17 protein-coding genes are annotated in these 25,679 nt (G+C 63.5%); 4 read left to right on the forward strand and 13 right to left on the reverse strand.

What is annotated here, in order from left to right; genetic code table 11:
* The first annotated feature begins 148 nt into the window (after positions 1–148).
* Entirely contained in the window at positions 149–385 is a 237-nt protein-coding gene (locus C0012_RS03965) for a hypothetical protein (protein ID WP_111466934.1), read from the forward strand.
* 107 nt (positions 386–492) lie between these two features.
* On the opposite strand, the gene C0012_RS03970 is transcribed toward C0012_RS03965, so the two are convergent.
* Both C0012_RS03970 and C0012_RS03975 read right to left on the reverse strand, forming a co-directional pair.
* A complete protein-coding gene (locus C0012_RS03970) occupies positions 493–2,331 on the reverse strand; it encodes a hypothetical protein (protein ID WP_162621901.1) in 1,839 nt (612 codons plus the stop codon).
* A gap of 50 nt (positions 2,332–2,381) precedes the next feature.
* Positions 2,382–4,043, reverse strand: coding sequence for a glycosyltransferase family 2 protein (locus C0012_RS03975; RefSeq protein ID WP_162621900.1), 1,662 nt, complete (start codon positions 4,041–4,043; stop codon positions 2,382–2,384).
* Positions 4,044–4,242: 199 nt separating this feature from the next.
* On the opposite strand from C0012_RS03975, the gene C0012_RS03980 reads away from it, so the two are divergent.
* Entirely contained in the window at positions 4,243–6,570 is a 2,328-nt protein-coding gene (locus tag C0012_RS03980; RefSeq protein ID WP_162621899.1) for a glycosyltransferase family 29 protein, read from the forward strand.
* Positions 6,570–7,733, forward strand: coding sequence for an acylneuraminate cytidylyltransferase (locus C0012_RS03985; protein WP_110589652.1), 1,164 nt, complete (start codon positions 6,570–6,572; stop codon positions 7,731–7,733). The genes C0012_RS03980 and C0012_RS03985 overlap by 1 nt, the downstream gene beginning before the upstream one ends.
* A 763-nt stretch (positions 7,734–8,496) precedes the next feature.
* On the opposite strand, the gene C0012_RS04000 is transcribed toward C0012_RS03985, so the two are convergent.
* Both C0012_RS04000 and C0012_RS04005 read right to left on the reverse strand, forming a co-directional pair.
* Positions 8,497–9,456, reverse strand: a complete 960-nt coding sequence (locus tag C0012_RS04000) for a hypothetical protein (protein WP_162621898.1) — start codon at positions 9,454–9,456, stop codon at positions 8,497–8,499.
* Positions 9,457–9,752: 296 nt separating this feature from the next.
* Entirely contained in the window at positions 9,753–10,631 is an 879-nt protein-coding gene (locus C0012_RS04005) for an N-acetylneuraminate synthase family protein (protein WP_110589648.1), read from the reverse strand.
* A gap of 110 nt (positions 10,632–10,741) precedes the next feature.
* On the opposite strand from C0012_RS04005, the gene C0012_RS04010 reads away from it, so the two are divergent.
* Positions 10,742–11,830 carry a polysaccharide pyruvyl transferase family protein gene (locus tag C0012_RS04010; protein WP_110589647.1) on the forward strand — a complete coding sequence of 363 codons (1,089 nt, stop codon included), beginning with the start codon at positions 10,742–10,744 and terminating at the stop codon, positions 11,828–11,830.
* Between the two features lies 1 nt (position 11,831).
* On the opposite strand, the gene C0012_RS04015 is transcribed toward C0012_RS04010, so the two are convergent.
* The 9 genes from C0012_RS04015 to C0012_RS04055 form a co-directional block, all read right to left on the reverse strand.
* Entirely contained in the window at positions 11,832–14,222 is a 2,391-nt protein-coding gene (locus C0012_RS04015) for a glycosyltransferase (protein WP_162621897.1), read from the reverse strand.
* 541 nt (positions 14,223–14,763) lie between these two features.
* A complete protein-coding gene (locus C0012_RS15365) occupies positions 14,764–15,879 on the reverse strand; it encodes a hypothetical protein (RefSeq protein WP_162621896.1) in 1,116 nt (371 codons plus the stop codon).
* A gap of 426 nt (positions 15,880–16,305) precedes the next feature.
* Positions 16,306–17,421: a polysaccharide pyruvyl transferase family protein gene (locus C0012_RS04025; RefSeq protein WP_110589644.1), complete on the reverse strand. Its 1,116-nt coding sequence runs from the start codon at positions 17,419–17,421 to the stop codon at positions 16,306–16,308.
* Positions 17,422–17,874: 453 nt separating this feature from the next.
* The gene (locus tag C0012_RS04030; RefSeq protein ID WP_162621895.1) at positions 17,875–20,397 is read right to left on the reverse strand and encodes a glycosyltransferase; all 2,523 of its coding nucleotides are present in this window, start codon (positions 20,395–20,397) and stop codon (positions 17,875–17,877) included.
* Between the two features lie 336 nt (positions 20,398–20,733).
* Positions 20,734–21,540: an ABC transporter ATP-binding protein gene (locus C0012_RS04035; RefSeq protein ID WP_110589642.1), complete on the reverse strand. Its 807-nt coding sequence runs from the start codon at positions 21,538–21,540 to the stop codon at positions 20,734–20,736.
* Between the two features lie 4 nt (positions 21,541–21,544).
* Positions 21,545–22,357, reverse strand: a complete 813-nt coding sequence (locus C0012_RS04040; protein ID WP_162621894.1) for an ABC transporter permease — start codon at positions 22,355–22,357, stop codon at positions 21,545–21,547.
* Between the two features lie 285 nt (positions 22,358–22,642).
* The gene (gene cysN, locus C0012_RS04045) at positions 22,643–23,893 is read right to left on the reverse strand and encodes a sulfate adenylyltransferase subunit CysN (RefSeq protein ID WP_110589640.1); all 1,251 of its coding nucleotides are present in this window, start codon (positions 23,891–23,893) and stop codon (positions 22,643–22,645) included.
* Position 23,894: 1 nt separating this feature from the next.
* Positions 23,895–24,806 carry a sulfate adenylyltransferase subunit CysD gene (gene cysD / locus C0012_RS04050; protein ID WP_110589639.1) on the reverse strand — a complete coding sequence of 304 codons (912 nt, stop codon included), beginning with the start codon at positions 24,804–24,806 and terminating at the stop codon, positions 23,895–23,897.
* Entirely contained in the window at positions 24,796–25,596 is an 801-nt protein-coding gene (locus tag C0012_RS04055; RefSeq protein ID WP_162621893.1) for a 3'(2'),5'-bisphosphate nucleotidase CysQ, read from the reverse strand. The genes cysD and C0012_RS04055 overlap by 11 nt, the downstream gene beginning before the upstream one ends.
* Positions 25,597–25,679 lie beyond the last annotated feature (83 nt).

Raw genomic sequence — 25,679 nt, forward strand, 5'->3', positions numbered from 1 at the left:
ATCGGCCAAGGACTACGCTGAGATCGATCACCCTCGGGCCGGAATGCTCTATATGAGGCCATCGGCAGGCGCGACGCGTGAGACGCATCGCGTGCCTGCGATGAAGATCACGGCACCGCGTCATTTCAAGCGAGCAGGAGTAGCTCTCATGTCCCAAGAAGCACGTCAGGAGTTGCGCAAGGTGAACGCGCGTATCAAGGAGCTTCGCGCGTCGATGAAGTCTGCACGCGAGACGATCAAGTCGGCGAAGGAAGAGCTGGCGCAGCTCCGGCCACAGAAGGCACGTCTGCGGGAACAGCTTCCGGCGGAGACCGGCCGAAAGGCGGCGCGGAAGGCGGCACGCGCGAACTCGTCGATGGGCCAGGTTCCCCCGGCGGCGGCCTGACGCGTCAACGGGATCGCTCCGACGCGACGCACCGGTTTCGGTGTCGTCACACTGATAGCGACGCGTCTTCACCGTCGGCGGTGTCGCCGCACGGAGAGAACTTGGCATCAAAGCAGGTGGTCTCCCACCATGGCCGCGATGCCAGCAATTGCCCGCGCCATCGAGTCGGGCCGGTTGGTGTCGCCAGATCGTCTCGCACGCATGCCCCCCATCGCGCCCGTCCCGATCACGGCGAGCCGTTCGAATGGCCGCAGGAACGTATCGGCGAGGGATTCGTTGAGTTCACGAATGAGGAGCAGATCGGGCTGCTTGAGAGGGTGACTATTCCCGGGAGCCAATCTCAGGGGCGCGGGGTGGTCCTGAAGCGTCTTGCGAATGGCGTCCTCGTCGTCTGAGCGAATAACCGAGAAGTCCGCTGTCTGGTCTGCGATCGCGGCGAAGAGCGCGTCACCGTCGACCGACCAATCAGGGAAGCCCCGCGTCTCCCCCAACGCGAGGGCTTGCTCCCAGAGTGCACGCTCAGCGTCGGCGTCGGCCGTGATGATGACCATGGGATCGTTCAACGCGCGAAAGACGCACTCGCGCAGACCGGGATCGATGAGGGCGTACCCCTCGACCCCCACCCACCGCGCTGTGCGCGACGAAGCGACAACACGAGCAACGCCTCCGACGAGAGCCGGGGCGCCTGCGCGAGGAGTGGAGGGACGGATGCGATCGATTACGCGCGTGAAACTCAGGTCGATGTGCAGGACATCGCGCCCACGTCGCGCGTCGCGCGCTTCCTGGCCCAACGGGTGCGGGTCAGGGGCTGCGCGGTCGAAGTCGACGCCTCGACCGAGGGCCGCCGACACGGCCCCCCGGAGCATAGACACTGCCATCGCCACGCGATCCTCGGCGCTCAGGCGCGAGGCGGCGGGCGCCGCCGTCGGCGATTGGAAGTGGTCGCCGGCGCCGACGACATCGATGCCGTTCGCTACGGCCGCGTCGACGAAGGTGCGCGCTTTCGACGCCAGTTGGGCGGCGTACTTCGGGGGGACGACCAGGGGGCCGCTGCAATCGCCCGAATCTCCGTGGCCTCGCAACGCCGCAACCGCCCCGTTGCGTATGACGCGATCGTATGCGTCACGCCTGACGCCCGCTCGCCTCGCCGCCCTGTTCACGCGACGGACCAGACCTGTCTCGGCGGACGTCAGCGCCCGAGGAACGTCGTTCTCGTTCAGTGCATCCGGTTGGAGAAGGCCGGCCGGGAGTCCGAGCATCGTCTCGAACATGTCGGGGACAACGGCCGGATTGTCGGCGTCGGCGAGGACGACGTGCACCTGCGCGGGGCCGATGATCCGCGTCCAGCGCACGATCTGCGTCGCGAGGTCGTACTCTTCGGGGACAACAGATCGGCGCTTGTCACTCCGATCTTCCAGCTCGACCGCCCGGGAGAGCCACTTGGCATAGGGCCCGGCATGACCGCTCAGAACGCGCTGCTGCCAGAGCCACGGCAGAAGGGAACCTGGACGCCTTGCGGTGATGACGACGTGCAGGCGGCCCCCAAGTTCGTCGGCGAATCGCCGGGCCGCATCGTCATCACACGCCGCGATGTGTTCGTCGCTGATGAGCGCGCGCTTGCGCGGATGCATCTCGATCTCGCTTCGCAACGCGTCCCACACAGCCAGCGTGCGATTCGCGCGCCACGCTGGCGAAGAGGGCCCGATGAGCGCTGAGGTCGCCGCACTGTGGTCAAGGTCGGCCCCGGGGTACACGACGCCGTTTTCGAGAAGGACTTCCCGGCGCGCAGCGGCGGCCTTGCGAATGTCGACCACTGCGGCATCCGGCTGACCTATGTGGAGAAGCCGAGCCCCCTCGGGAAGCACGCTCGCGGCAGCTATCGCACGATCTCCCGGTCCCGCGGTGGCGTCTCCGGTCGGAGGCACATTCGCGGTCTCGTTCGGCACGCGTGCGATCCTATCGCGGCGGGATCGCGCCGATTGCAACCATCCGGCCGTCAGACGTGCGCTTCAAGGGCCCGGCGCGCCTCGGCATGGAACCGAAGGATCTCGGTGTCGAGGACGATCGTCTCCGCTGCGATCACGTCGTCCTTCAGGCTAAAGATGCTGACGCGCGGGTCTCTCGCCAGGTCGAGAATGTCGGCCCGGACGCGTGCAGATGGGGCGAGACGGGGCGAATCGACCTGCAGGAGCGCCACATTCGCCCCGCCGGCGATCCGCGCCCGGATCCCGCCCGTGTCGAGGGCATCGTCGCGAAAGTCCCCCGCGAACAGCACATCAACGGCGACGCTTCGCTCACCACCCTGACGGGAGCCGCACAAGTCCGCGGGGACCGAGAACGGACGCGTGCTCCGATCGTCGACAGGAAGGTGCGGCGCCCGGCCGGCGACGATCTCGGATGCGTGCCAGCGCGAGTAAGAATCGCGATACCAACGACGCCGAGCGTCCATGTATCCGTGATGAAACTCTCCCGCGCTCAGGGAATCCCAACGCACGCGGTAAAAGGCATGCGGAACCCGCCCGACCACGGGAATCCTCCGCGCGGTCCACGCCCTGATCCGATCGTTGAACTCGGCGTCAGCCGAACGGTTCAGGACATCCCAGAACCCGATCACGTCGAACGCCGAACGCCTCACCATGAGTGACGAGAGCGCGTGCTGCGTCCATACCGGATTGCCGTTGATCCGCCCGAACTGCATGTCATCAGACGCACGGACGGCATTCACCATGTTCGCGACCTCGTCGGGGTTCTGCTCAAGGTGGTCCACCTGGCGTTCGATCTTGCGCGGATGGGACCAGTCATCGTCGTCGTGGACCGTCACGTACGCGCCTCGCGTATACTCGGACACCGCGATGTTTCGAGCGAGGTAGGGCCCGGCGTTCTCCGGCAGGTGCACGATCTCGATCCGTGGGTCGCGTTCCCGCCATGCATCGAGGGATGCGGCGGTCTCTGGAGATGACGCGTCATCCACAATGAGGATCTGAAGTGATCGGTGCGACTGGGCAAGGAGCGATTCGACCGCCGTCGCCAGACGCGATCCGGGTTCGTAGGTCGGAATGATGACCGTCACGAGGGGGCCATCGCCACGCGTCTGCGCGGGCACGCTCGACACACGATCGAACGGGTCGTCCTCGCCAGGGCGCAAGGTGATGGTGTCGAGCCCGTCCGACGCCAGCATCGTGTTGACGTGCGCCTGCCACGGTTCGATCGACCGTCCGCCGGAAAACGGGTTTACGGCATTCGCGCGAAGCAGGTGCTGCTGTGCGGCGTCGTCGCGTGCGATGTGCAGCGTGTCGATGAACTCATCCAGGTCCTCCTCCGTCTCCGACCGTTCGACGATCATCTCGATCAGACGGAAGCGCGCTTCCTTTCCGGCATCGCGTACGCCGACGCCGTCGATGAGCGCTCGGACAAGCACAATCGCGTCGTCGGCGTCGGTCGGCCCCTCCGGCTGATCGGCGAGAAGCGTGGCGAGGTTCCGCAGGGCCGTCCGTTCGTACCGAGTACGGAAACGGCGCACCGGAACCGTCCCGGACAGCGCCTCCACGAGTTCCGCACGTCGACAGCGCCCGTGTGATGCGGCGAGCGCCAGCACGTCTCGTCCCTCGGCGATACCGTTCACGTTCAGGTAGGCGAAGAGCTCATCGGCCCTGCGCACATAGGGTCGCTCCGTCGCCGGGAGTCGCAGAGTTCGAGCCCCACGTTTCAGACGAGCGAAGAGATTCTGAAGCGTGTGGCGCATAGTCTCCATGCATACCACGCGGTCGGAATCCGAGAGTCGCTCCCCCGACTGCATAGGATCGAGGGGCAGCCGCCTCAGGGCAGGCCCCGATCGCTCCCGTCACGCTATGAGGCCCATGAACCCGCTCGACTCCTTCAAGAAGCTGCCCGGCGCGCGCGCCGTGCTCCGCGAGGTCAAGAAGACGGAGATCGGGCGCAGGGCCGTGTCGCAGACAGCGAATGCGATCCGGTCGATGGGCGCACGACGCGACGCCTACGGAGTGGACCTGGCCGACGTCCTTCCCTCGCGTCACCAAGACTTCCAGATCCTGCGTTGCGCGTGGCGCGACGACGGCCCGACCCAGAGCATCCTGACTCAGGCACGGGAACTCGCGACGAACGATCGCGCGTGGAGCGCCCTGCACCCGGCAGCCTGGCTCGTCTACGCGGCGGCTTCCCTCGAGGCAAGCGAGGTCCGTACCGCCGAGACGATCTCCCGCAGGTACGCGGACGAGTTCGGCCCCGACCGCATCGCCGAGGTGCTCCCCCTTGCCCCGTTCGTGCACAACCTGGGCGTTCGTACGCCCGAGCTCGACTCCGCGGCGGCGACTGCCGAAGTCCTCTTCACGGCAGACCCGCGCGAGCGGTTTCGCGACCTCGTCGCGGGCAAGACTGTCGCCGTCGTAGGCAACGGCCCCGGCAACCTCAGCACAGGCCTCGGGGCCGAGGTCGACGCGCACGACGTCGTGATCCGATTCAACAATTTCCCCAGCGGGCACGAGCGAGACTACGGCGCGCGCACCGACGTGTGGGTGCGGGGCGCGCACCGCGACGTGCGCGACCGTCACAATCTCCACGATTTCTCCCTAGTGCTCTGGGAGATGGATCTGCGGCGTAATCTCCTCGAGCACCCGTCACACCTCGAGATCCTGGCTCGCGACGCGCTGTTTGCCCCGGAGAAGCTCGCCTGGATCGATACGGAGACGAAGCGCACGCTGCGCGATACCTCCGGGCTCCGCCTTCCGACGAGCGGGGCGCAGGTGCTGTGGTTGCTCGCCCAGGCGCGCGACGGCGATCTGTCCGGCGTCGACGTGTACGGCTTCTCGAGCGTCGACGGCGGCGCCGACCACGGGCACTATTACGACACGCTCGGGGATATGGGCACGCGCCACGAGGTCGAGCGAGAGGGGTCGTTCCTGCGCGGGCTTCTCGGTCGCGACGAACCCGTGAACACCGACGAAACCATCATCTTCAACTGCGCGTACCGCGACTACGACCCGGCTCGCGGGCGCACGGGAGGCCCGGCCGGGGTACTCGCCACACAGCGATTGGCGCTCGGCGAAGAGCACGCGGGCCACGAGATGCGTTTTCTGTTCGACAAGGGTGACAAGGGCGCGCTCAAGCACAGCCTTCCCCACCTGACCGCTGGGCTCAGCGGTAAGCCCGTCGACCTCATTCTCGGCGCCGAGTACGTGCGTACGCACCCCGAGGTCACGAACGCGATCGATGCCGGTAGGCGCGTCGTCATGGTCTGCCACGACCTCGGCAGCGCCCTAGGCGCGAACCAGCTCGGCGTCCCCTACGTGATCGTGTACCACCAGCAGGGCAGCACACTGCAGGAGATGCGCTCGATCGGGCGCACGCCCACCGCGCACGAGACGGCGGTGGTCACACGGCTCGAGGAGGTCATCTGCGCGGGCGCCGAGCGTATGTACTTCCCGAGCGACGGCGCGCGGGCCGCATTCGAATCGACGGCGGATCCGGCGCTCGCCGCACAGATTCGTTTCGGCGACGAGCCCCTGTACAACACGCTGTCGGCGGTCGATCACTCGGCGAGCGCCGCGCCTGCCGAGCGCCTCCCGGCCCTCGCGCGCAAGCTCGACCTCCCCGTGAAGGACGACGATCTCGACGTGTTCATCAGCGTCGGCGACTGGAACGGCGACAAGGGCCTCGATCGCGTGCCCGCGCTCCTCGAGGTGTACCGCGAGCAGTCCGGGCGCCGCGTGCTGTGGATCGCGATCGGATCCGCCATCGACCGCACGCGCTTCGCCGAGGCCCAAGAGGCGTCGCAGACTTGGTCGTTCGAGTCGCGCCTCATCGGCAAGCGGATGACGCACGCCGATCTCCTCGCTCTGGTCGACTATGCCGACGTGTACGTGATGATGCATCGCCACTCGATCTTCGACCTCGCGATCCTCGAGGCCATGCGCGCCGGCAAGGGCGTGGTCCTGTCGCCCGCGGGCGGAAATCCCGAGTTCGACATAGACGGCAACGTCGAGTTCGTGACGGACGACAACCTCGCCGACGCGGCTCGCGCAATCATCGAACGCGACTGGGGTACCTGGGGAGAATCGAACCGCCGCGCTTTCGCCGAGAGCTTCTCTCTCGGCCATTTCGCGGACCGATACCGCGACATGCTCGACGAGGTGCTCGCGTCCGGCGACACGACCCAGGAGAACTCGTGATGACTCCCGCTCAGCCTGGCGAGGTCGTCGCCATCATCCCCGCGCGCGGCGGCTCGAAGGGCGTCCCCCGCAAGAATGTCCTCCCTGTCGCGGGCGTTCCGCTCGTCGCGCGTGCCGTCGCCGCGGCGCTCGGGGCCGGGATCTCCCACGTGTTCGTGTCGACAGACGATGCCGAGATAGCTACCGCTGCGACGGCCGCGGGGGCCGATATCGTCCACCGGCCCGAGACGATCGCCGGTGACACGGCGAGCTCGGAAAGCGCCGTGCTGCACGCGATGGAAGAGATCGAGGCCGCCGGGACCCCTCTCTCCACCGTCGTTTTCCTGCAGGCAACGTCGCCGTTCATCCCTTCCGACGGGATCGCCGAGGCCGTGCGCCTCGTGGAAGACGGATCGCACGACTCGGCCTTCTCTGCCTACGAGACGTACGGCTTCCTGTGGGGACGCAGCGCCGACGGGTCCGCCGAGGCAATCAACCACTCGGCTGGTCACCGCCCTCGGCGACAGGACCGCGATCCGCACTACATGGAAACCGGCGCCTTCTACGTGTTCGATGCGGCGGGCTTCCGTACCGCCAAGCATCGCTTCTTCGGGCGCATCGGCATCGTCGAGGTGCCGGAGAACTCAGCAATCGAGATCGACAGCCCCTTCGAGCTCGACATGGCGGGCGCGCTCGCTCCCCTGGTCGAGACGACGGACGCCATCGACGCTGACACGATCGTGACCGATTTCGACGGCGTCCACACCGACGACACCGCGACGGTAGACCAGACCGGGCAGGAGTCAGTGCGTGTGAGCCGCTCGGACGGCATGGGCGTCTCGCTCCTCCGTGAGGCCGGCATCCCGCTGCTGATCTTGTCGAAGGAACGGAATCCCGTCGTGGCCGCCCGCGCCGAGAAGCTGCGCGTTCCCGTGCTCCATGGCGTCGACGACAAGGTTTCTGTGCTCACAGAATGGGCACGCGAGAACGACGTGGACCTCGCACGCACGGCCTACCTGGGCAACGACGTCAACGATCTCGGTCCGATGTCGCTCGTCGGCTGGCCGGTCGCCGTCGCGGACGCGCGGCCCGAGGTAAAGCGCGCCGCCCGCGTCGTGCTCACCCGAAACGGCGGCGACGGCGCGGTGCGGGAGCTTGCGGACCGGGTGATCGCGGCGCGCTGAGGCGCTACAGCGGGCTCTCTTACTGGCCCACCGACGCACGCATCAGTTGCCGAGGATGTCGTTGGGCGCGGGCGACGTCGTCGGAGATACCGTCGGGCCCGTGCTGGTTCCGGATCCGTTCGCGTCTTCAGTGCCTGACGTTTCCGCGTCCCCTTGCGTACCGCTGTCCGATTCCGAGTCGATCGAGCCCTCCGAATCGGCAGAACCCTCCGAGCCCGTCGAACCCTCCGAATCGGCAGAACCCTCCGAGCCCGTCGAACCGTCTGTCGGCGGCTCCGTCCTGGGCGCCGGTTCTTGAGGAGGCGACGGTGGCTGCTCCGCGGGCGGCGCCGGGGCCTCGTGCACTGGGGGCTCCACGCCCTCAGGCGTCGGGGTTGGTGTTGGAGTCGGCGTCGGGGTGGGGGTCAGCGTCGGGGTGGGAGCAAAAGTGGGCGTACGAGTGGGCGTGGGTGTCGGCGTCTGCGCCGGAGATACCGTCTGTGTCGGCTCGCCTCCCGCGGGTGTGGGGCCGACGAACGCCGCGGCCAGGTTGGCCGCGGCCACGCCACCCGCGATCAGCGCCACGGCGGCGGCGATGACGACGCGCCACGGCACGCGCCGACCAGGCGACCGCCCTTCGTTCGTAGTGAACGCACCGGTATCGCTCATCCCACCTCTTTCATCCGATTCCACCGTATAGCGTACGAAAGTTCATGGCCGGCGCGTGTTCGGCTTCACACCCGTCGCAGAGTCAGCAGACGCTCCGCGACCCAGGAATATCTCACTACAGCCCGGCGAGCGGCGACGCTGTGCGCAGGACACCTCCGGGAGCCCAGGCGTCCACGATCCGTTCGTCAGCTGGCCGCGGAGCCCTCAGGAGGTCGCGCAGGCGTCCGGCGGCCTCCGAGCCGTCAGATGCGCACCAGAGAAGCGCTCGCTTGCGCAGGGCGTCGCGGTCGATCGAGAAGACCCCCTCGGTGAAATCACGAACGTCCTCCGGCCTACGTATCGCAGGGAACGCGCGCTCATCCCGGAGAAATGGATACACGGGCGACTGAATGTCGAGGCGGATGTCGGCGGTGGGGATCCCGAGCGCCGCGGACTCCCACGCGACGCCACTCGACGCTTGGAGAACGCAGCGCGGTCCTTCACGAAGCAGGTCCACTGTGCGCCCGCCGCGGCGCAACGACCACGTTCGTGGCATCAGCCGCTCGAGCATTGCGACATCGGAGCGCGGGTGTGGGGCCACAACCACGCTTTCCAGACCGGCATCTGAGAGCAGCGAGAACATCCTCCGCAGGAGCGGCTCCGGGTCGGGCGACACCGCAAAGACAGGAGGTCCCGTGAGAGCCGGTGGGTCAGCCCGTGTGACATCGGTGGCGGGATTGCCGACAACCGCCATACGCGACACGTCTGCGCCCGTGACCGACGCAATGTGGTCGACCTCGGCCTCGCCACGCATCGCCGCAAGAGACACTGGCAGATCCACCTGGAAATCAGTGAGCGGAGAGTGCGGGACGTACACCACGGGCACATTCTGCTGCTCTGCGCGCAGGATCAGCGCGCGGAGCAGTGGGTGGGTCTGTCGCGCGAGAAGCACGAATTCGTACTCGCTCAGGTCTACGCCCTCGAGACGGCGAATCTCGCGTGCGGTCGCATTCGCGGCGTGCCGCCACGACGCGACAAGCTCAGTCCTGTCAACTCTCTCGAGAAACTCGTCGATGCGCCGCTTGGCGCGTCGCACGACACCACCATGTGCCTTCGCTCCCGCGATGCTCGGAAGCGGTCGTCTTCCCACCTTCTCCGATGAGAATACGGGCGCGACGGCTCGCTCCTCGTTCGGAGAGCGCGTGACAACAAGCCCGCCTCCGGCCTCGCGCATTCGCGACGGCGCATACGGCCGCAGGGACTCCGGCATGACCGCGGACGCGAATCGTGCACGCGTCGATCGGTGCGATCGAGGACGCGCGAGCTGAATGTCGAACTCGGGAAACAGGCACCACAACAGGCGCTGCTCGTCGAGCTCGCCCACGATGGGTGTCAGCCGTCCACCCGACGCAGCTTGCTGAGTGGCGCGAGCTCACCCGGGAACACCCGCTTCTCGCCGTCACCCAGCGCCTCCTCGATGATGCGGATGTCGCGAACGAGGGTCTCGAATCCGCGGGGTTCGAGGCTCGCCGCGTGATCGCTGCCCCACATCGTGCGGTCGAGCGTGATGTGGCGCTCGACGGCGACGGCGCCGAGGGCCACCGCGGCGACCGAGATCTGCAGGCCCGGCTCGTGCCCCGAGTAGCCAATGGGGACCTGGTAGCGGTCCTTCAGCGTCTGGATCGTGCGGAGGTTGGCCTCCTCGGCGGGGAGCGGGTAGGTGCTCGTCGCGTGCATCATGACGAGCTTGTCGGTGCCGAGGATCTCAACGGCCGTGTCGATCTGCTCGAGCGTCGACATGCCCGTCGACAGGATGATCGGCTTGCCCGTCTGCTTCAGCTTGCGCAGCATGCCGAGGTCGGTGACCGAAGCAGAGGCGACCTTGTGCGTCGTGACGCCCATCTCTTCGAGGAAGTCGACCGAGGGCTCATCCCACGGCGAAGCGAACCAGTCGAGACCTCTCTTCTGGGAGTATGCGGCGATCTCGCCGTATTCCTCCTTTTCGAACTCCACGCGGTAGCGGTAGTCGAGGTACGTCATCGTGCCCCACGGCGTTTCGCGCGGGGTCTGCTTCATATGCTCGGGCGTCGCGATCGCCGGCGTGCGCTTCTGAAACTTGACCGCCTGCGCACCGGCATCGGCCGCGACATCGATGAGCTTCTTCGCGTTGTCGACGTCGCCGTTGTGGTTGAGCCCGATCTCGCCGATCACGTAGACGGGTGATCCCGCACCGATCGTCTGGCCTCCGATGACTACCTGGTCGGTCGGCATGGTTCTCCTCTACATCCTCTTGTGCGTCATCGGCGCGCGGGGCGGCGGCCCGATCGCAATGCTGTTCCGACGACACGGGATAGCCTAGTCGGCGGACAACGGAGGAATCAGTGCCGAAGAAGGCGATGTGGGTCACGCTCGGCGTGCGCGGCAACGCGGGAGATGCCCTGATCTATCAGACGACCCGGAAGCTGTTCGACGGTCTCGTCGACCTCGACTTCCGCACGGTCGGCGACCCGAAGTACGTAAAGTTCGCGCGCACGGCCCCGGCCAACGTGATCATCGGGCCGGGCGGGATCCTCGCACGCACCAACAGCGCGCGTCACGTGCAGAGAAAATTCGACGCGCAGTGGAGCCGTTTCGACGACTCGCGTATGTTCGTCTGGTCTTCCGGAATCCTCGAGACTCCCCGTGAAGACGAGCTTCCGATCCTTCAGAAGATTCTGCGCAAGTCGGAGCGGATCGTTGTACGAGCCAGCAAGGAAGCCGACTTCATTCGGAAGGTCGACCCCGCAGCAGAACCGCGCATGCTGCCGTGCTCATCTCTGTTCACCGACCGCCTCCTCGGCACGCCAAAGCAGGTGAACGACATCGTGGTCGTCAACCTCGATGCGCATCTGTTCACCGAGGAGAATATCGCGAACCACCCCCTACGTCGGTTCAAGGCCTACGCCGAAGCGGAGGGCCTCGAAGTGCGCGGCATGGTCAATGCGTATGGCGACTCGAACCGGTACTCGCTTGATCTCTTCCCGCTCATTGACGCTGACCAGGCCCTCTTCCACGACGTCCTCGCGACGGAGCCCGACTCAAAGACGTTCAATCGGGAGTACACGGCCCGGCTGCAACAGGTCGATGACTTCGGCGCGCGTTATACGGGAAGTCGCTTCGCGTTCGGCAAACGTCTTCACGGCTGGCTGCCATTCCTCGCCTTCGACCAGCCGGCTGCGTTCATCGGGATGAACGCGCGCCAGGGCATGCCGAACGATTACTTCGGCAACTACCACTTCCTCGCGAAGGTGCCGCGTCGCGCCCGCCTGGGGCGCGATGAACTCGACGGCATGGCGAACTCACTCATCGGCAAGCTCAACTACTTCATCCACAACGAAGATCGTCTGTCGGCCGAGATCGCCGAACGCCGCGAGAAACTGTGGGGCGACATGACGTCAGGAGCGCGGGAGTTCGCCGAGGCTCTCCGCTGAGTCAGAGGCCGCGCACCCACCGGTTGAACCTACGCGCCATCGGGCGCAGGCTGGGGAGCATCTTCAGCGCGGCGCGCCCCAGAGGGCGGATGCCAGCAACGATCGTGGGTTCATTGAGCTTCGCGTTCTCGAGTCGCAAGCGCTCGGCCTCGCGGCACGCGCGGTTGCGCTGATCAGCCAAGCGCTGGGCATGGCTACGCTCACGGACGACGACGGACTCCTCGAGACGAAGCGAGAGGTTCAACAGGAGGCGTGCGTCTTCCAAGGTCGGCTCCGGAGAGAGCTCAGGTGGAAGCTCGTCGGCCAACAGTTGCGAATACAGTTGAGTGAAGTCATGTGCAAGGGCCTCGCGTCCAGCCCGAAGCGCAGCCTGGGAGCGAGCCACGTACGCGCTTGAATCTGCCGAAAGCAATGCGATCTGCTCGGCGAGCGCATGAGGGTCGCCCTGCGGCACCTGCACGATGCCGTCGTTCTCCTGAACGACCGCCAGCCACGGCAACTCGTACATGATCACGGGCAATCCGACGGCCTGCGCTTCAACGAGCGACAGGGGGTATCCTTCGATGGCGCTGGTGTAGATACAGAGGTCAGAGACCTCAAGCCATTCCATCAATTCACTACCGTGCCGTATACCGGGGATATCGATAGCATCCGCAACGCCCCGCTCAAAGGCGTACTCGTGCAGATCATCGGCAGTGGTATCGTCCGAATCTGGCCCGATGATAGCAAGCCGGAACTCAACGTCACGCACGCGCAGAGCAGCTGCGACGTCGACGAGATCGCGCACGCGCTTCGTATGCTGCTGAAGACGCCCCCACCAGACGAGCCGGATCGGGCCGTCAGGAGCGCTGCGAGGCGTGCCGTCGTGAGGAAGATCGAGCAGCAGTGGTGATGGTGGGTTCGGCAGATACACCGCGTTGTGCACACCCCGGAGCTTCCAGAACACGACGTCGATCTTCGACAGGACGACGGTGCGCAACAGCAGCGGCAGATAGGTCGCGAGAAGCGACCCGCGAGTACTAAAATCGTAGACGGTTCGGAGCGCGAAATTGTGGATCCATCCGATGGTCGGTACCCCGACCGTGCGGGCGGCAAGGGGGAAGAACGGCCAATTCTCGTCGTAGAGCAACCAATGATTGAGTACGATGTCGATATCGCGCTCGCGCAGGATCTCGAGGAAAGACGCTATTCGCTCGCCGACCGTGTGTCCGTGCAATACGACAGCATCGACATTTTCGAGCGGTTCGTGAGTGCGTCCATCGAAAGTGCGAGCGACTATGGTCACGGTATGTCCAGACTCCGCAAGGTGTCGCGCCTGCGAAATGACCACGCCCTGTAACCCGCCTGCTGCCAGGTTTCCTGTGACGATCACCACGTTGCGCAGGGTGCGCCTCACGGGAACCTCGACCGCATGACGGGAGAGCAACGGAAGTGCGGCGTGGTGGAAGCTCGCGGCCGCGAGCACGACCTCGGCGGATCCTGCCTTCGACTCGAGACGTTCGAAGCACTCATCTTGCAGCGAAGTCGACTCAATCGAGGTCACGTAGCGCAGAATCATCTGGATGATCGACAGACGAGCAGAGCGGTAGGATTCTCGTAACCCGGTGGAGCTGGTCTTCGACTGAGCTGCTGCGTCGATGCTGTCAGCGATGGAATCGATCGAGTCAACCGCGCTGAGGTACAAGTCGAACGTCTCTGCGTCGGCCACCGTCCGTCCGCTGACTCCTCGATGCCAGAAATAACGGTAGAGCTTCGAAGCCACCGACACATACTTCTTCGCGGACGTGAGGGCAAGAAACGCGATGGGAATGTCGTTCGCGCGGTAGAGCCTGAGATCGGCAGGCAAAGACATATAGGCGTCTCGCAACAGATGGACGCCCCAGAGGTAGCGCCAAAGATGCCCCTGCGCGATCTTCCCGACAGGGAACAGCGCGGGAGTGATCTCGTCGCCGGACAGCTCGGCGTGCTTCGGCTGCAGGTCGCCAGCGAAGCGTCCGACGCTCATTCCCGCTGGAACGACAACTTCTACCCCGAACCCGACGACATCTGCCCCGCTGGCATCGGCTGTCGATAGAGCCTCTGCAACAGCAGTCGGGACAAGTGCATCGTCGCCATCGAGGAACATCAGGCGCGACGCAGTAGCGGCCAGGACACCTTCGCGGCGTGCTTGGAATGCGGAGCGATTCTCACGCTGTCGGATCAGCCTCACGCGCGAATCGAGCTGCGAGTATCGCTTGACTATCTCGTATGTCGAGTCAGTCGAGGCGTCGTCGACCACGACAATTTCGATGTTGCGTTCGGTCTGCGCAAGACAGCTATCCAGCGACGCCCCCACCCACGCTTCGTCGTTGTACGCGGCGATGACGATTGAGACACGAGGTGAGCTTGACACCCCCATAGCCTAGCCAGCCATGGGATACACCGAGAAGCCCGATGGTACTTCGGACATCTGACAAGACCTGGGCGCGGAAGGCAACACGACCCACGCCATGCTCGAGCACGCGAGCACGGCGCTGGTGTGCCCGTTGCCAGTACACCGCGGCCGCCAGCCGCAGGACACTTCACTTTAGGCTTCAGCGAGCAGATCCCTAAAGCCGAGACCTCATGAGGAACCGTCGACCTCAGAAAGCCGGTAGGTGAGCATCCCTGGCAATGACAGGGGCGTCCACAACTGCCCGCGGAAGGAGCACGCGTTGACGCACAACAAACGACCTGATGCGAATCTGGACGACCAGTCTGTTGACATCCACCAACAACGCCGACCACGCACCCGATGAGCTCGCGGCCTGTGCTACCGCATGTCGAATGAGACTCTAGGCCCCTAACGAACCGTCGGCGTTAGCCGCGGCAAGCCAGCGCGAGCTCCAGGACGCAATAGCCACCAGAGGCAGTTGCGTCGCGCCGGATCTCTGTTCACGTCGGTTCTCGTGATGCTAGGTCGTGCTCACGCCGTACGCCGCTGCATCCTCGCGCCAATCCGGCATATGCTCAACGAACAACCGCAAATTCTCCTCGGCGTAGAGTTCGAGAATGGTGGCACGTTCAGCCTCTGAGAACAACTCGGCCTTCGGATGAGTGGCGGTTGAGTAATTCTCTTGGAGATACTTCCTGAAGACCTTGCGTTTCTGCCGCGGAATCAGCGGGTTTATAGCCAACGCCAGCTTCATCGCCTCGCCTGAATACGAACGATTTGCAGACCTGGACGTCTCCATTTCTGCAGGAATTTCGTACGTCGTGCCGTCGACCCCACAGGCGGCAAGAAACGCGCGATAGTACCCAGTCGCACCTACACGCTTCACCGCCTCGTAGGGGATACTCGTCACCGATTCGCGCCCCAGCACATCGGACACGTCATCGAGGATGCTAGCCCACGACATATTCAAGTTCGCATATTTGACACTTGCTTCGTCAAATGCAATCGATTCTCCAAGATGCAGGCGCTGCATATACATGGATTCGATATAATCCGGCTGCGAACGCGTAAATAGAACGATCGACAGAGGGTCATCAGAAAGGTCAGAAATCCAAGACAGCGCCACCTTAGCATTCCGATAGAATCGGGGCTTCCGGAAATTCTCCAAGAAATTCTCATTCGTCAACAGGACGCGACTCGCATCCCGGTCAACGAGTTGCCCGAAATCTCTTTTCGACACTTCCGTCTCGCTCGGACTTGGAACATTACCCGAGATGACGATCTGCTTCAAGTTCCTGAAAAAAGCAGTATCAAGAATGTCTCTCCGATGTGTGACTGCGAGTCCATCTCGCTCCAGATCATCGGCTTGCTGCGACATGGCACGCTGTAGCAGAGTCGACGCGGTCTTGTGGGCACCCACATGAAGTACGATAGAGCGGTCGCTAGACATGTTCTTCCTCATCCCCTGGCAATGCAGATGTTTGACCCAGCAGGCATCATTCAAGCTCACGGCCTCTTCACGCGAAGCGACATATGCTCCGTAATGGTTCACGATCTGGACCTGAATCAAGCCACCGTCGCAACCTGCTTCGCCAGTGTAACCGTCGAGTTCCAGTCGCGCACGGCGACTCGCCACGGAAATGACGCGAAGACTTCGGGCACTTCGACTCAAGACCATGAGAGTTGAAGCCAAGCCCACCGTAAGTTCATCCTGATCGACTCAATCACGCCAGTGCAGGTCCGCTCAGGCACGATCCAAGTCATCGACTTCCCTACCGGGACGCCTAAACCGGGCCAAACGACGCCTTCTTCGGGACCCAGCCCTCCGCATTAGTTCCTCCACACCTGTCGAAATCGCAACCCGCTCACGGCACTCATCTGCACCGCACTCAATCCTGAAACCTAGACGGGACGGCGTGGCGGCATCCGCCCTATGCCGCACTGCGACCTTCGACGTCCCCCGATCGGAGGACGCCTCAACGTAGTGTTGAGCAACCCGGTCGAAACCCGCGGAGAGTCGTCGCGAAACGCTGTTCCGCGACCATCTCGACAGCCCCCCATCTCATTCCAGGAGCTTAAGGGCTCTTCGCGCAAGTCCTTGCTTTGTTGCAATATTCTCAGGATCATCCACGCGCATCTTTGATGGGCTCTTCGCTGGCTTGAGCCCGCCGAACTCTTTGCCATCATCTGCGACAAACGGTGACCCCAGATCCACAAGAGAGCCATGCTTCGTATCGTAATACTCCGACCCCGACCAGTAGACGCCACTGGCTCCCGATCGAGCTGCCTGGAGATGCGGATGAAAGCGTTCGGTAATGAGAGTATCGTTCGGCCCCAAGCGCGGATCCTCAACAAGTTGCGTGGTCCCGGCAAGCTCAAAAAGTCGGAAGCGATTTGCAACCTTGACGTAGGCGCCCGCATCAGTATGCTTGCATACCCAGAATAGGTGACGATCAAATGATCCGACAAACTTATTCGTCAATCTTTCGATGATTGAATCCGCCTGCGGGTCATCACGGAGCGCGAGATGGAGGGTGCGGTGGTCTTGACCGGTAGACTCTACGCGATAAAGGAAGGCGTCATCCAGGCCAAGGACAATCTTATTCGGCCGGTCCCCTGACAAGTTTCGTCTGAGGTATTCGTAAGACCAGACATCGCGCACCTCCACGAAATCGAAGGATTCGATTGCCCGGTCAAGAATTTTTCGCTGGTCCGTGTCAGGCTCCGCCAGCGGACTAATTCCGATTCCTGTCGTGATAGCGCGAGTATCCGACTTCTCGCGCGCAGCAGACGCAAGTCCGAGAACGAACGCATGACTGGGCCATTTCCCATTGATGTATCCGCCACCATGAATATGCATCAGTGACGCTTCCGAAGCCTCACGGAATGAATGCTGACCCGCGTCATCAGTGCTGTTAGCGACATTGAGGCCCCGAGCGAGCGCACCCCAAAAATCGAGGGAGCGATGCTTAACACGTGCTTCCCGAATGGTATGAGACCATCGCGCACGAGGAAAACGGTCAGCAAACATGTTCCGTAAGACGCTGGACCTGTACCCCTCGACAATCATCGATTGGTTGTCAATCAGCCCAGAGTCATGGTACCACTTGAGCCAGTTGTTGATAATGAGTTCATCCCCATAGTTGGGGATTCCGCCTCCGCCTACGAGTAGAATCACGGCACGACCCTATCAGGTTCGATCGAGATCGCAGTTGCGGAGGCACAGCCGACGCAGGGGAGGACTGCTGCACGAAACGACGAAAAGTGACGTATCGGCTCACATCTACCGGACGGAAGCCCCGCTCCCATCCGGACGGCCGTCACCGGCCATTCGGCTCCACGCGGTATCTGCCGGGGCGCCAGATTGACGCAACGCCGCACTCGAGAAGCACGCTTCGCCTCCGTGCGAAAGAGCTCCCTCAGCAGGCCGCCCCGCGCGGCCCTGGCGGTCCCGCGGTTCGTGATCGATACGCGCATCGGGTGAACCCACCCCCTGCCGCGACCAGGTGAGGCTATTGTAGCTAAACTCAGGCGATTCCTGCCCCAAATTGCGAGCCAATGCGCGCCCGCTTCGGATGCGCACGATCCGCCACTCATTCAATCGCCCAACACCCTGCGGTCAACACACCTCCTACAAGCGGCGAAGCACACGGTTGATTCGTCGTGCCACGGGACGAAGAGCGGGGATAATGCGCAGGACAGCACGGCCAATGGGCCGGATCGCTCGCACCGGCAAGGGTTCAGCGGCGTCTTCAGCAATCACCGCACGTGATTGCAGGGGACGTCCAGGACGCGCCCGCTGCTTCCGCGGGAAGTGTGCAAACTGCGGTCTACTATCGTTGCCAACAAGTCCTTCAGCCTCGAGCCTGCGACGCAGCCCTTCCACCTCCGCTTCCAGTCGTTTCGCGTATCGTGCTTCGCGATCACGCCCTTCGCGAAGTCGCGCAGCATGACGCTTCTCGCGACCGACATTCTCCTCATGGAAGTCAATCGTCAGATTAAGCAACAATTTGGCGTCATCAACCGTAGGCGCCAGCGAGAAATCATCGGATAGGTTATTCACGAGGAGATCTCTGTACAGCTCGCGAAAATTGATCGAAAGCGTGTGACGGCTCGCATCAATAGAGCCCTGTGAACGTCGAGCGTACTCGCTTTCATCTCTCACGAGTTCGGCGATCCGCAGGGCCAACGCTCGCGCATCCCCTTGCGGCGAGGCCATGATCCCCTCATTCTTCTCTCCTGAGGCGAGCCAGGGGAGTTCGTACATTGCTACAGGCAACCCCATCGCCTGCGCCTCAATGAGTACCAACGGATATCCCTCGATCGCACTCGTTGCCACATACACATCACAAGCGTCAATCGCATTTAGCAACTCATCGCCATGAAGTGCGCCTGGGAGAGAAATCGCATCATCAACCCCCTTGCTCCTTGCATAGTCTGAGACTTGCGCGAGTCGAAGATCGCCCGAATCCGGGCCGATGATCGTAAGCTCGAAGTCGACATCGAGATCTCGCAAGGCCGCCCCGACGTCCACGAGCGAACGCACCCGTTTCGTGTGCTGTTGCAGCCTCCCCCACCAGACAAGCCGAACGCGTCCGCTAGGAGCGATCCGCGGACCAGCTCGCTCGGGGAGCTCAAGAAGCATCTGCGAAGGAGGATTCGGCAAGCATACGACACGCTCAACGCCCCGGAGCTTCCAGAAGGCGACATCGGCGGGAGAGAGCACGACGACCTTCGTCAATATACCCAGATATTTTGCGAGGTATGAGCTCCTCGTATTAAAATCAAAGACCGGCCGAAGCGCGAAATTGTGAATCCATCCAATTACCGGAATCCCGAGGGCGCGCGCGGCAAGAGCAAAGTAGGGCCAATCGTCATAGTACAGAATGTAGTGGTCAATGACGGCGTCGACATCATACTCGCGACAGATGTCCAAGTACGACCCGAGTTTCTCCAGCGTTGTCTTTCCCGAGAATTCCACAACAGCAACACCCTCGTGGACCTCCTGCACGATCCCCTCGGTGGTGCGCAACCCGATGAGCACACGGTATCCCGCCTCAGCCAAGAACTTGGCTTGCGACGCAACGACGCCCTGTACGCCCCCGTTCCCCAAGTTGCCCGTGGTGATCATCACTGTTTTGACCTTCGCAGTAAGCTGCGGAGCATGCTCACGATACCCCGCTACGAGCGACAGTGCCTCACGATAGAATGCCGCCACGGCAAGAACGACATCGACTATTCCAGCCTTATCCGAGAGCATCGAGAAGCATTTTTCTCGCAGTTCGTCGTCCACGACTGGCGTGCAATAGCGTAGGATCATCTGAATGATCGAGAGTCGAGCAGAATGATAAGATGCGATTAATTGATCCGGCCGTTCAAGATCTGTCGCGATACTTGCGACGCTCGTACTTATCGAATCAATCGAGTCGAGAGCCCCCAGGTAGAATTGATAATCTTCAACGGTCTCGACTGAACGCCCACTGACGCCACGTCGCCAGTAGTACTTGTATAGTTCCGCCTTCGTTGAGACATATTTTTTCGCTGTGGACAGCGCCAAGAAAGCAATCGGGATATCGTTGGCCCGATACAACTCCAGGTCTTCCGGGATCTCAAGGTAGGCCCGGCGCAACAACGTAATGTCCCACAAGTAGCGCCAGAGGTGTCCTTGCGCGATCTTTCCGATTGGGAACATCGTCGGAGCAATGTCGGCACCAAGGAGCTGGTCATACTTCGGTTGCATGTCGGCGGCGAAGCGACCGACAGCAACGCCTTCCGGAGCCACAACGTCGACACCAAAGCCGACCACGTCTGCCTCCGTCTCCTCAGCGACGGTGAGGGCCGTCTCGACCGCCTCCGGCACAAGTTCATCGTCACCATCGAGGAATAGAACGAGTGGAGCAGTCGCCGCCATGATGCCGGCACGACGCGCCTGGAACGCCGAGCGATTGACCGACTGTCGAATGAGGCTTACGCGCGGGTCATCAGCTTGGAACTGCTCGATGATGTCACAAGTCATGTCGGTCGACGCGTCATCTACGCAGATGACCTCGATGTCTAGAACCGATTGAGCCTGGCAACTCCGCAGAGATGCTGCGACCCATTCCTCGTCGTTGAATACTGGAATCACGATCGAAACGCGAGGTGTCGTGTTCATAGGGTCTTGCTCCGTCGTCGGCACACAGCGGTTCGGCATTCGATGATTGCCACGAGGCATACTGATCCCAGCCACCCCGGCATGATTCATCCTAGCCGCGTATGTGCAACTCGCCGGGACGTGAGCCACGCGTGGCACGGCGGCCACGTGAACCACGAACAGATGTCACTTGAACGGGTGTGACCGAGTGACGCCCCGGAAGGATGTCACGCCTCCCGTCCGTTCTCCCAAGGATTTCCGTGGCGACGTCGTGCCCATCGAGAACAACCTCGACCGTGGCGCGCGACCATCTCACAGGGAGGTCATCCCCGCGAGATCGAGAACCGTAAGGTTCCATCATTCGTCATCGTCCGTCTGGATTGTCATGCGGCTGTGCCCCGGCTTCTTCCCACGCCTGATGGGCGTCACCGGAGGGTGGTCCTCGTTGTACTGCTTCAATACATCATCGATGGGCGCGTCCATCTTGAGCTGATGGTCGTCCAGATAGAGCCCACGCGTCGTGAACCTCTTCATGTTGCCCGCGTTGTGACCCACGAAGAACATGGTACGTCCCTCGTCCATCATCTCCTCGATGCGGGCGAAGCACTTCTCCCGGAACGCCTTGTCTCCGACGGCGAGCACCTCGTCGACGAGCAGGATCGGTTCGTCGAGCTGCGATACCACGGCGAACGCGAGGCGAGCCTTCATGCCCGAGCTCAGGAACTTGAATGGGGTATTCACGAAACCGTCGAGCTCGGCGAAGTCGATGATCGAGTCGAAACGCCGCTTGACTTCTTTCCGACGCATGCCGTGCAGACCCGAGACGATGTTGATGTTCTCTCGAACTGTGAGGGTGCTCTCGAAGCCACCCGTGATCTCAATGAGAGGGGCCACGCCGCCACGCACGGTCACCCTGCCTTCATCGGGCTTCAGCACGCCCGCAACGAGCTTGAGCAACGTCGACTTGCCCTGACCGTTGCGCCCCACCACGCTGACGGCCTCACCCTGCTCAACGCGAAAGCTGACATCACGAAACGCCCAGAACTCGTCGCTTCGGACTCGACCTTCGGCGCGACCGAACACGTCCCGAATGTTTCGGCGGCCGCGGCGGTTGCGGCGGAACTTGATCCCGAGCCCACGGGCGCGGATCGCGACGTCTCCCATGCGATCACAGATCCTTCAGGACAGGCCGGACGAGCATCGGGAACACAATGGTGCCGACGGCGAGCAGGGCGATGCTGATCGAGATCGAGGCGATGATCGAGCCGCCGTTCCATAGCTCGGGCCAGTACCCCAGTCGATACATCGTCATGATCCCGTACAGCGGGTTCACGCGGTCCATCCAGTCGAGCCACTCCGGCAGGCGTCCATGCTCGAACAAGATCGGTGAGGCGAAGAAGAGGAAGCGGGTGACGAGGCTCACGATCCTTGCGAGATCTCCGATGAGGATGCAAAGCGGCGCAAGAAGCAGACCGATTCCCGTCACCAGCACGGCCTGCGTGATGAAGGCGACCGGCCACCAGATCAGTCCCGGCCCCACGGGGACCTGAAAGACCAGCAGAAACGCGATGAGCACGGGGACCGCGAGGAGATAGGTCGTCGCCGAGCTCAGGACGACGCGCATCACCCAGATCGAATTCGGCGCGCCGGTCGACCGCAACAGCTTGTTGTCCTTCTTGAACGCGCTTGTCGAATCATTCACGGCGGTGGTGAACCACTGCCACGGGAGTAGTCCCGTGATGAGGAAGAGCCCGAAGGGCTCCACGCCGCCCGTACGGCCGATGATCGCGACGAACAGCAACCAATAGACGGCGCACATCAGCAACGGGTCGAGAATCGTCCACGCGTACCCGAGCCAGGTCGTCGCATACTTGACGCGCAGGTCACGACCGGTCAGGAGCCAGAGCGCATGGAAGTACCGACGACGCGACCCCTGCGGAGCGATCGTCGTGGAGGAATCAGCCACGTTCTTCGTGCTCACAGCGCGCACCATCGCAGACTCTGCCCCACGGGGCCGATCGTTGCGTAGTTGTGCATGTGCGATGAAAATCCCCTGTTTCAGCGAAGGCGCTCACCTAAATGGGCGTTTCGGGCGCGGCGAGCGACGCCTCTCGACAATATAGGCCGGTGCGTCGAGATTCCTGAGCGCCACAGCGACGATGCGCGTGACCCGGCAAGACCTCCGCGCGAGTGCACGCCGATGCCCGAGAAAACGGGGCGGCGTTCCCTCGCAGGAAGCGCCGCCCCGTCTCGGACGTGCGTCAGATTACTCGGCCTGGTTGATCGTGCACGCCGCGACCGTGGCGTTCGTCGACTCGTCGATCATGATGAACGAGCCCATCGACGGGTTCAGCTTGTACGAGTCGGCGACGAGCGGCGTCGTCATGCGCAGCGTCACGCGACCGATCGCATTCAGCGGCAGCTCGGTCACGCCTTCCTTGCGGTGCAGGGTGTTGACGTCGAGCTCGTACTGAATCTCCTTGACGACACAGCGCGCCTCGCGCGCGTTGTGCAGCACGGCGTACTTCTTGCCGGGCACGAGCGGCGTCTGATCCATCCAGCAGATCGTGGCGTCAATGTCCTGCGAGACGTGCGGCTGGTTCTTCGGTCGCGCGATCACGTCACCACGCGAGATGTCGATCTCGTCTTCGAGGCGGATCGTGACCGACATCGGCGGGAACGCCTCGTCGATCTCGCCGTCGGCCGTGTCGATCGCCTTGATCTTCGACGTCAAGCCCGACGGCAGCACGATGACCTCGTCACCCTTCTGCATGTGTCCGCTCGCCACCTGTCCGGCGAAGCCGCGGTAGTCGATCACGTCGCTCTGCTGCGGGCGGATCACGTACTGCACCGGGAAGCGCACGTCCTGCAGATTGCGGTCGGCGCCGATGTACACCGTCTCGAGGTGGTGCAACAGCGAGGGCCCGTCGTACCAGGGCGTGTTCTCGCTGCGCGAGACGACGTTGTCGCCCTGCAGCGCCGAGATCGGGATCGTCGTGATGTCGGTGATGTTGAGCTTCGAGCAGAAGTCGAGAAACTCTTCGCGGATCTCGTTGAACCGCTGCTCGTCGAAGTCGACGAGGTCCATCTTGTTGACGGCCAGCACGACGTGCGGCACCCGCAGAAGCGACGCGATCGTCGCGTGTCGGCGGCTCTGCTCGATGACACCCTTACGTGCGTCGACGAGCACGATCGCGAGATCAGCCGTCGAGGCGCCCGTGACCATGTTGCGCGTGTACTGCGCGTGGCCCGGGGTGTCGGCGATGATGAACTTGCGCTTGGGCGTCGCGAAGTAGCGGTAGGCCACATCGATCGTGATGCCCTGCTCGCGCTCCGAGCGCAGGCCGTCCGTCAGAAGCGACAGGTCGACGTACTCGTTGCCGCGGCTCTTGCTCGTCTTCTCGACGCTCTCGAGCTGATCCTCGAAGATCGACTTCGAATCGAACAGCAGCCGGCCGATGAGCGTGCTCTTGCCGTCGTCGACCGAGCCGGCGGTCGCGAATCGCAGCATGTCCATTTTAGAAGTACCCCTGCTTCTTCCGGTCTTCCATCGCGGCCTCGCTCACCTTGTCGTCGCCGCGGGTCGCGCCGCGCTCGGTGATGCGGGTCGCAGCGACCTCTTCGATGATCTTGTCGAGCGTGTCGGCGTCCGATTCGACCGCGGCCGTCAGCGTCGCGTCGCCCACCGTGCGGTAGCGCACCCTGCGGGTCGACACCTCCTCGCCGTCCTTCGGCTGCGCGAACTCGTTCGCCTCGAACACCATGCCGTCGCGCACGAACGTCTCGCGCTCGCTCGCGAAGTAGATCCGCGGGATCTCGACGCCGTCTTCCTTGATGTACTGCCAGATGTCGAGCTCGGTCCAGTTCGACAGCGGGAACACGCGGATCGATTCGCCCGGGTGCACGCGGCCGTTATAGAGGTTCCAGATCTCGGGGCGCTGGCTCTTCGGATCCCACTGCCCGAAATCGTCGCGGAAGCTGAACACGCGCTCCTTCGCGCGCGCCTTCTCCTCGTCGCGACGCGCGCCGCCGAGCATCGCGTTGAAGCCGTGCTTCTCAACCGTGTCGAGGAGAACCGGCGTCTGGATGCGGTTGCGCGAGCCGTTCGGCTCCTCCTTCACGACACCGCGATCGATCGCCTCCTGCACGGATCCGACGATGAGGCGAAGGCCGTGCTTCTCGACATACTGGTCGCGGAAGTCGAGGATCTCGGGGAAGTTGTGCCCCGTGTCGACGTGCACGACGGGGAACGGCAGACGCGCGGGGGCGAACGCCTTCAGCGCCAGGTGCAGCATCACGAGCGAGTCCTTGCCGCCCGAGAACATCAGCGCCGGCTTCTCGAGCTGCGCCACCACCTCGCGGATGATGTGAATCGACTCGGCCTCGAGCTGCCGCAGCTGCGAGAGCGAGTAGTGGGTCTCAGCGGACACCGTGCTCCTTTCCGTCCGCCTGCGACGCGAGTGCCGCGCGGATCGACGTCATGACTTCGTCCCGAAGCTCCGGGCGGCAGACCACCAGGTCGGGCAGATAAGGGTTGGGCTGGTTGTAGACGAGCTCGCTGCCGTCGAGGCGAGCGGTGTGCAGTCCGGCGGCGCGGGCTACGGCGACAGGCGCCGCGCTGTCCCACTCGTACTGACCGCCGCCGTGCACATAGGCATCCGCCTCGCCGCGCACGACCGAGCAGATCTTCACGCCGGCGGATCCCATGGGGACGAGCTCGGCGTCGAGCGATGCCGACACGCTCTGCACGAGTTCGGGAGCGCGACTGCGGCTGACCGCGATGCGGATCCGCCCCTCCTGCGCCGGCGCGTGGCCGTCGAGCTCGCTCGAGACGAGCACCTCGTCCGGCCCGCCGAGCGCGACGGCGCCGAGCGAGAGTTCACCCTTCACGACGAGCGCGATGTGCACGGCCCAGTCGTCGCGCCCCTCGCTGTACTCGCGCGTGCCGTCGAGCGGGTCGATGATCCACACACGGTCGGCACCCAGGCGGGCGTCGCTATCAGCCGCTTCCTCGCTGAGCACGGCATCGCCGGGCGCGAGCTCGGCAAGCCGCGCGGCGAGCACCTCCTGCGCGCCCTGATCGCCGAGGTCTTTGAGGGCCTTGCCCCCGACGTCGGGATTCTCAGCGCGATTCTCAAGCAGCCGACGAGCAGCGGCGATCGCAAGCTCGCGAGCGATGTCGGCGTCGACCTCAGGCCGAACTGCGGCGGTATCCGTCACGAATCTGGTGTCCTCAAGCTGCGTCCGTCGTCATGCACGCGAAGAAAAGCGGCGACTCCGCGACTTTACCCCAGCCGACCGGC

This window comes from Microbacterium suaedae (assembly GCF_003254645.1).
GTDB lineage: Bacteria > Actinomycetota > Actinomycetes > Actinomycetales > Microbacteriaceae > Microbacterium > Microbacterium suaedae.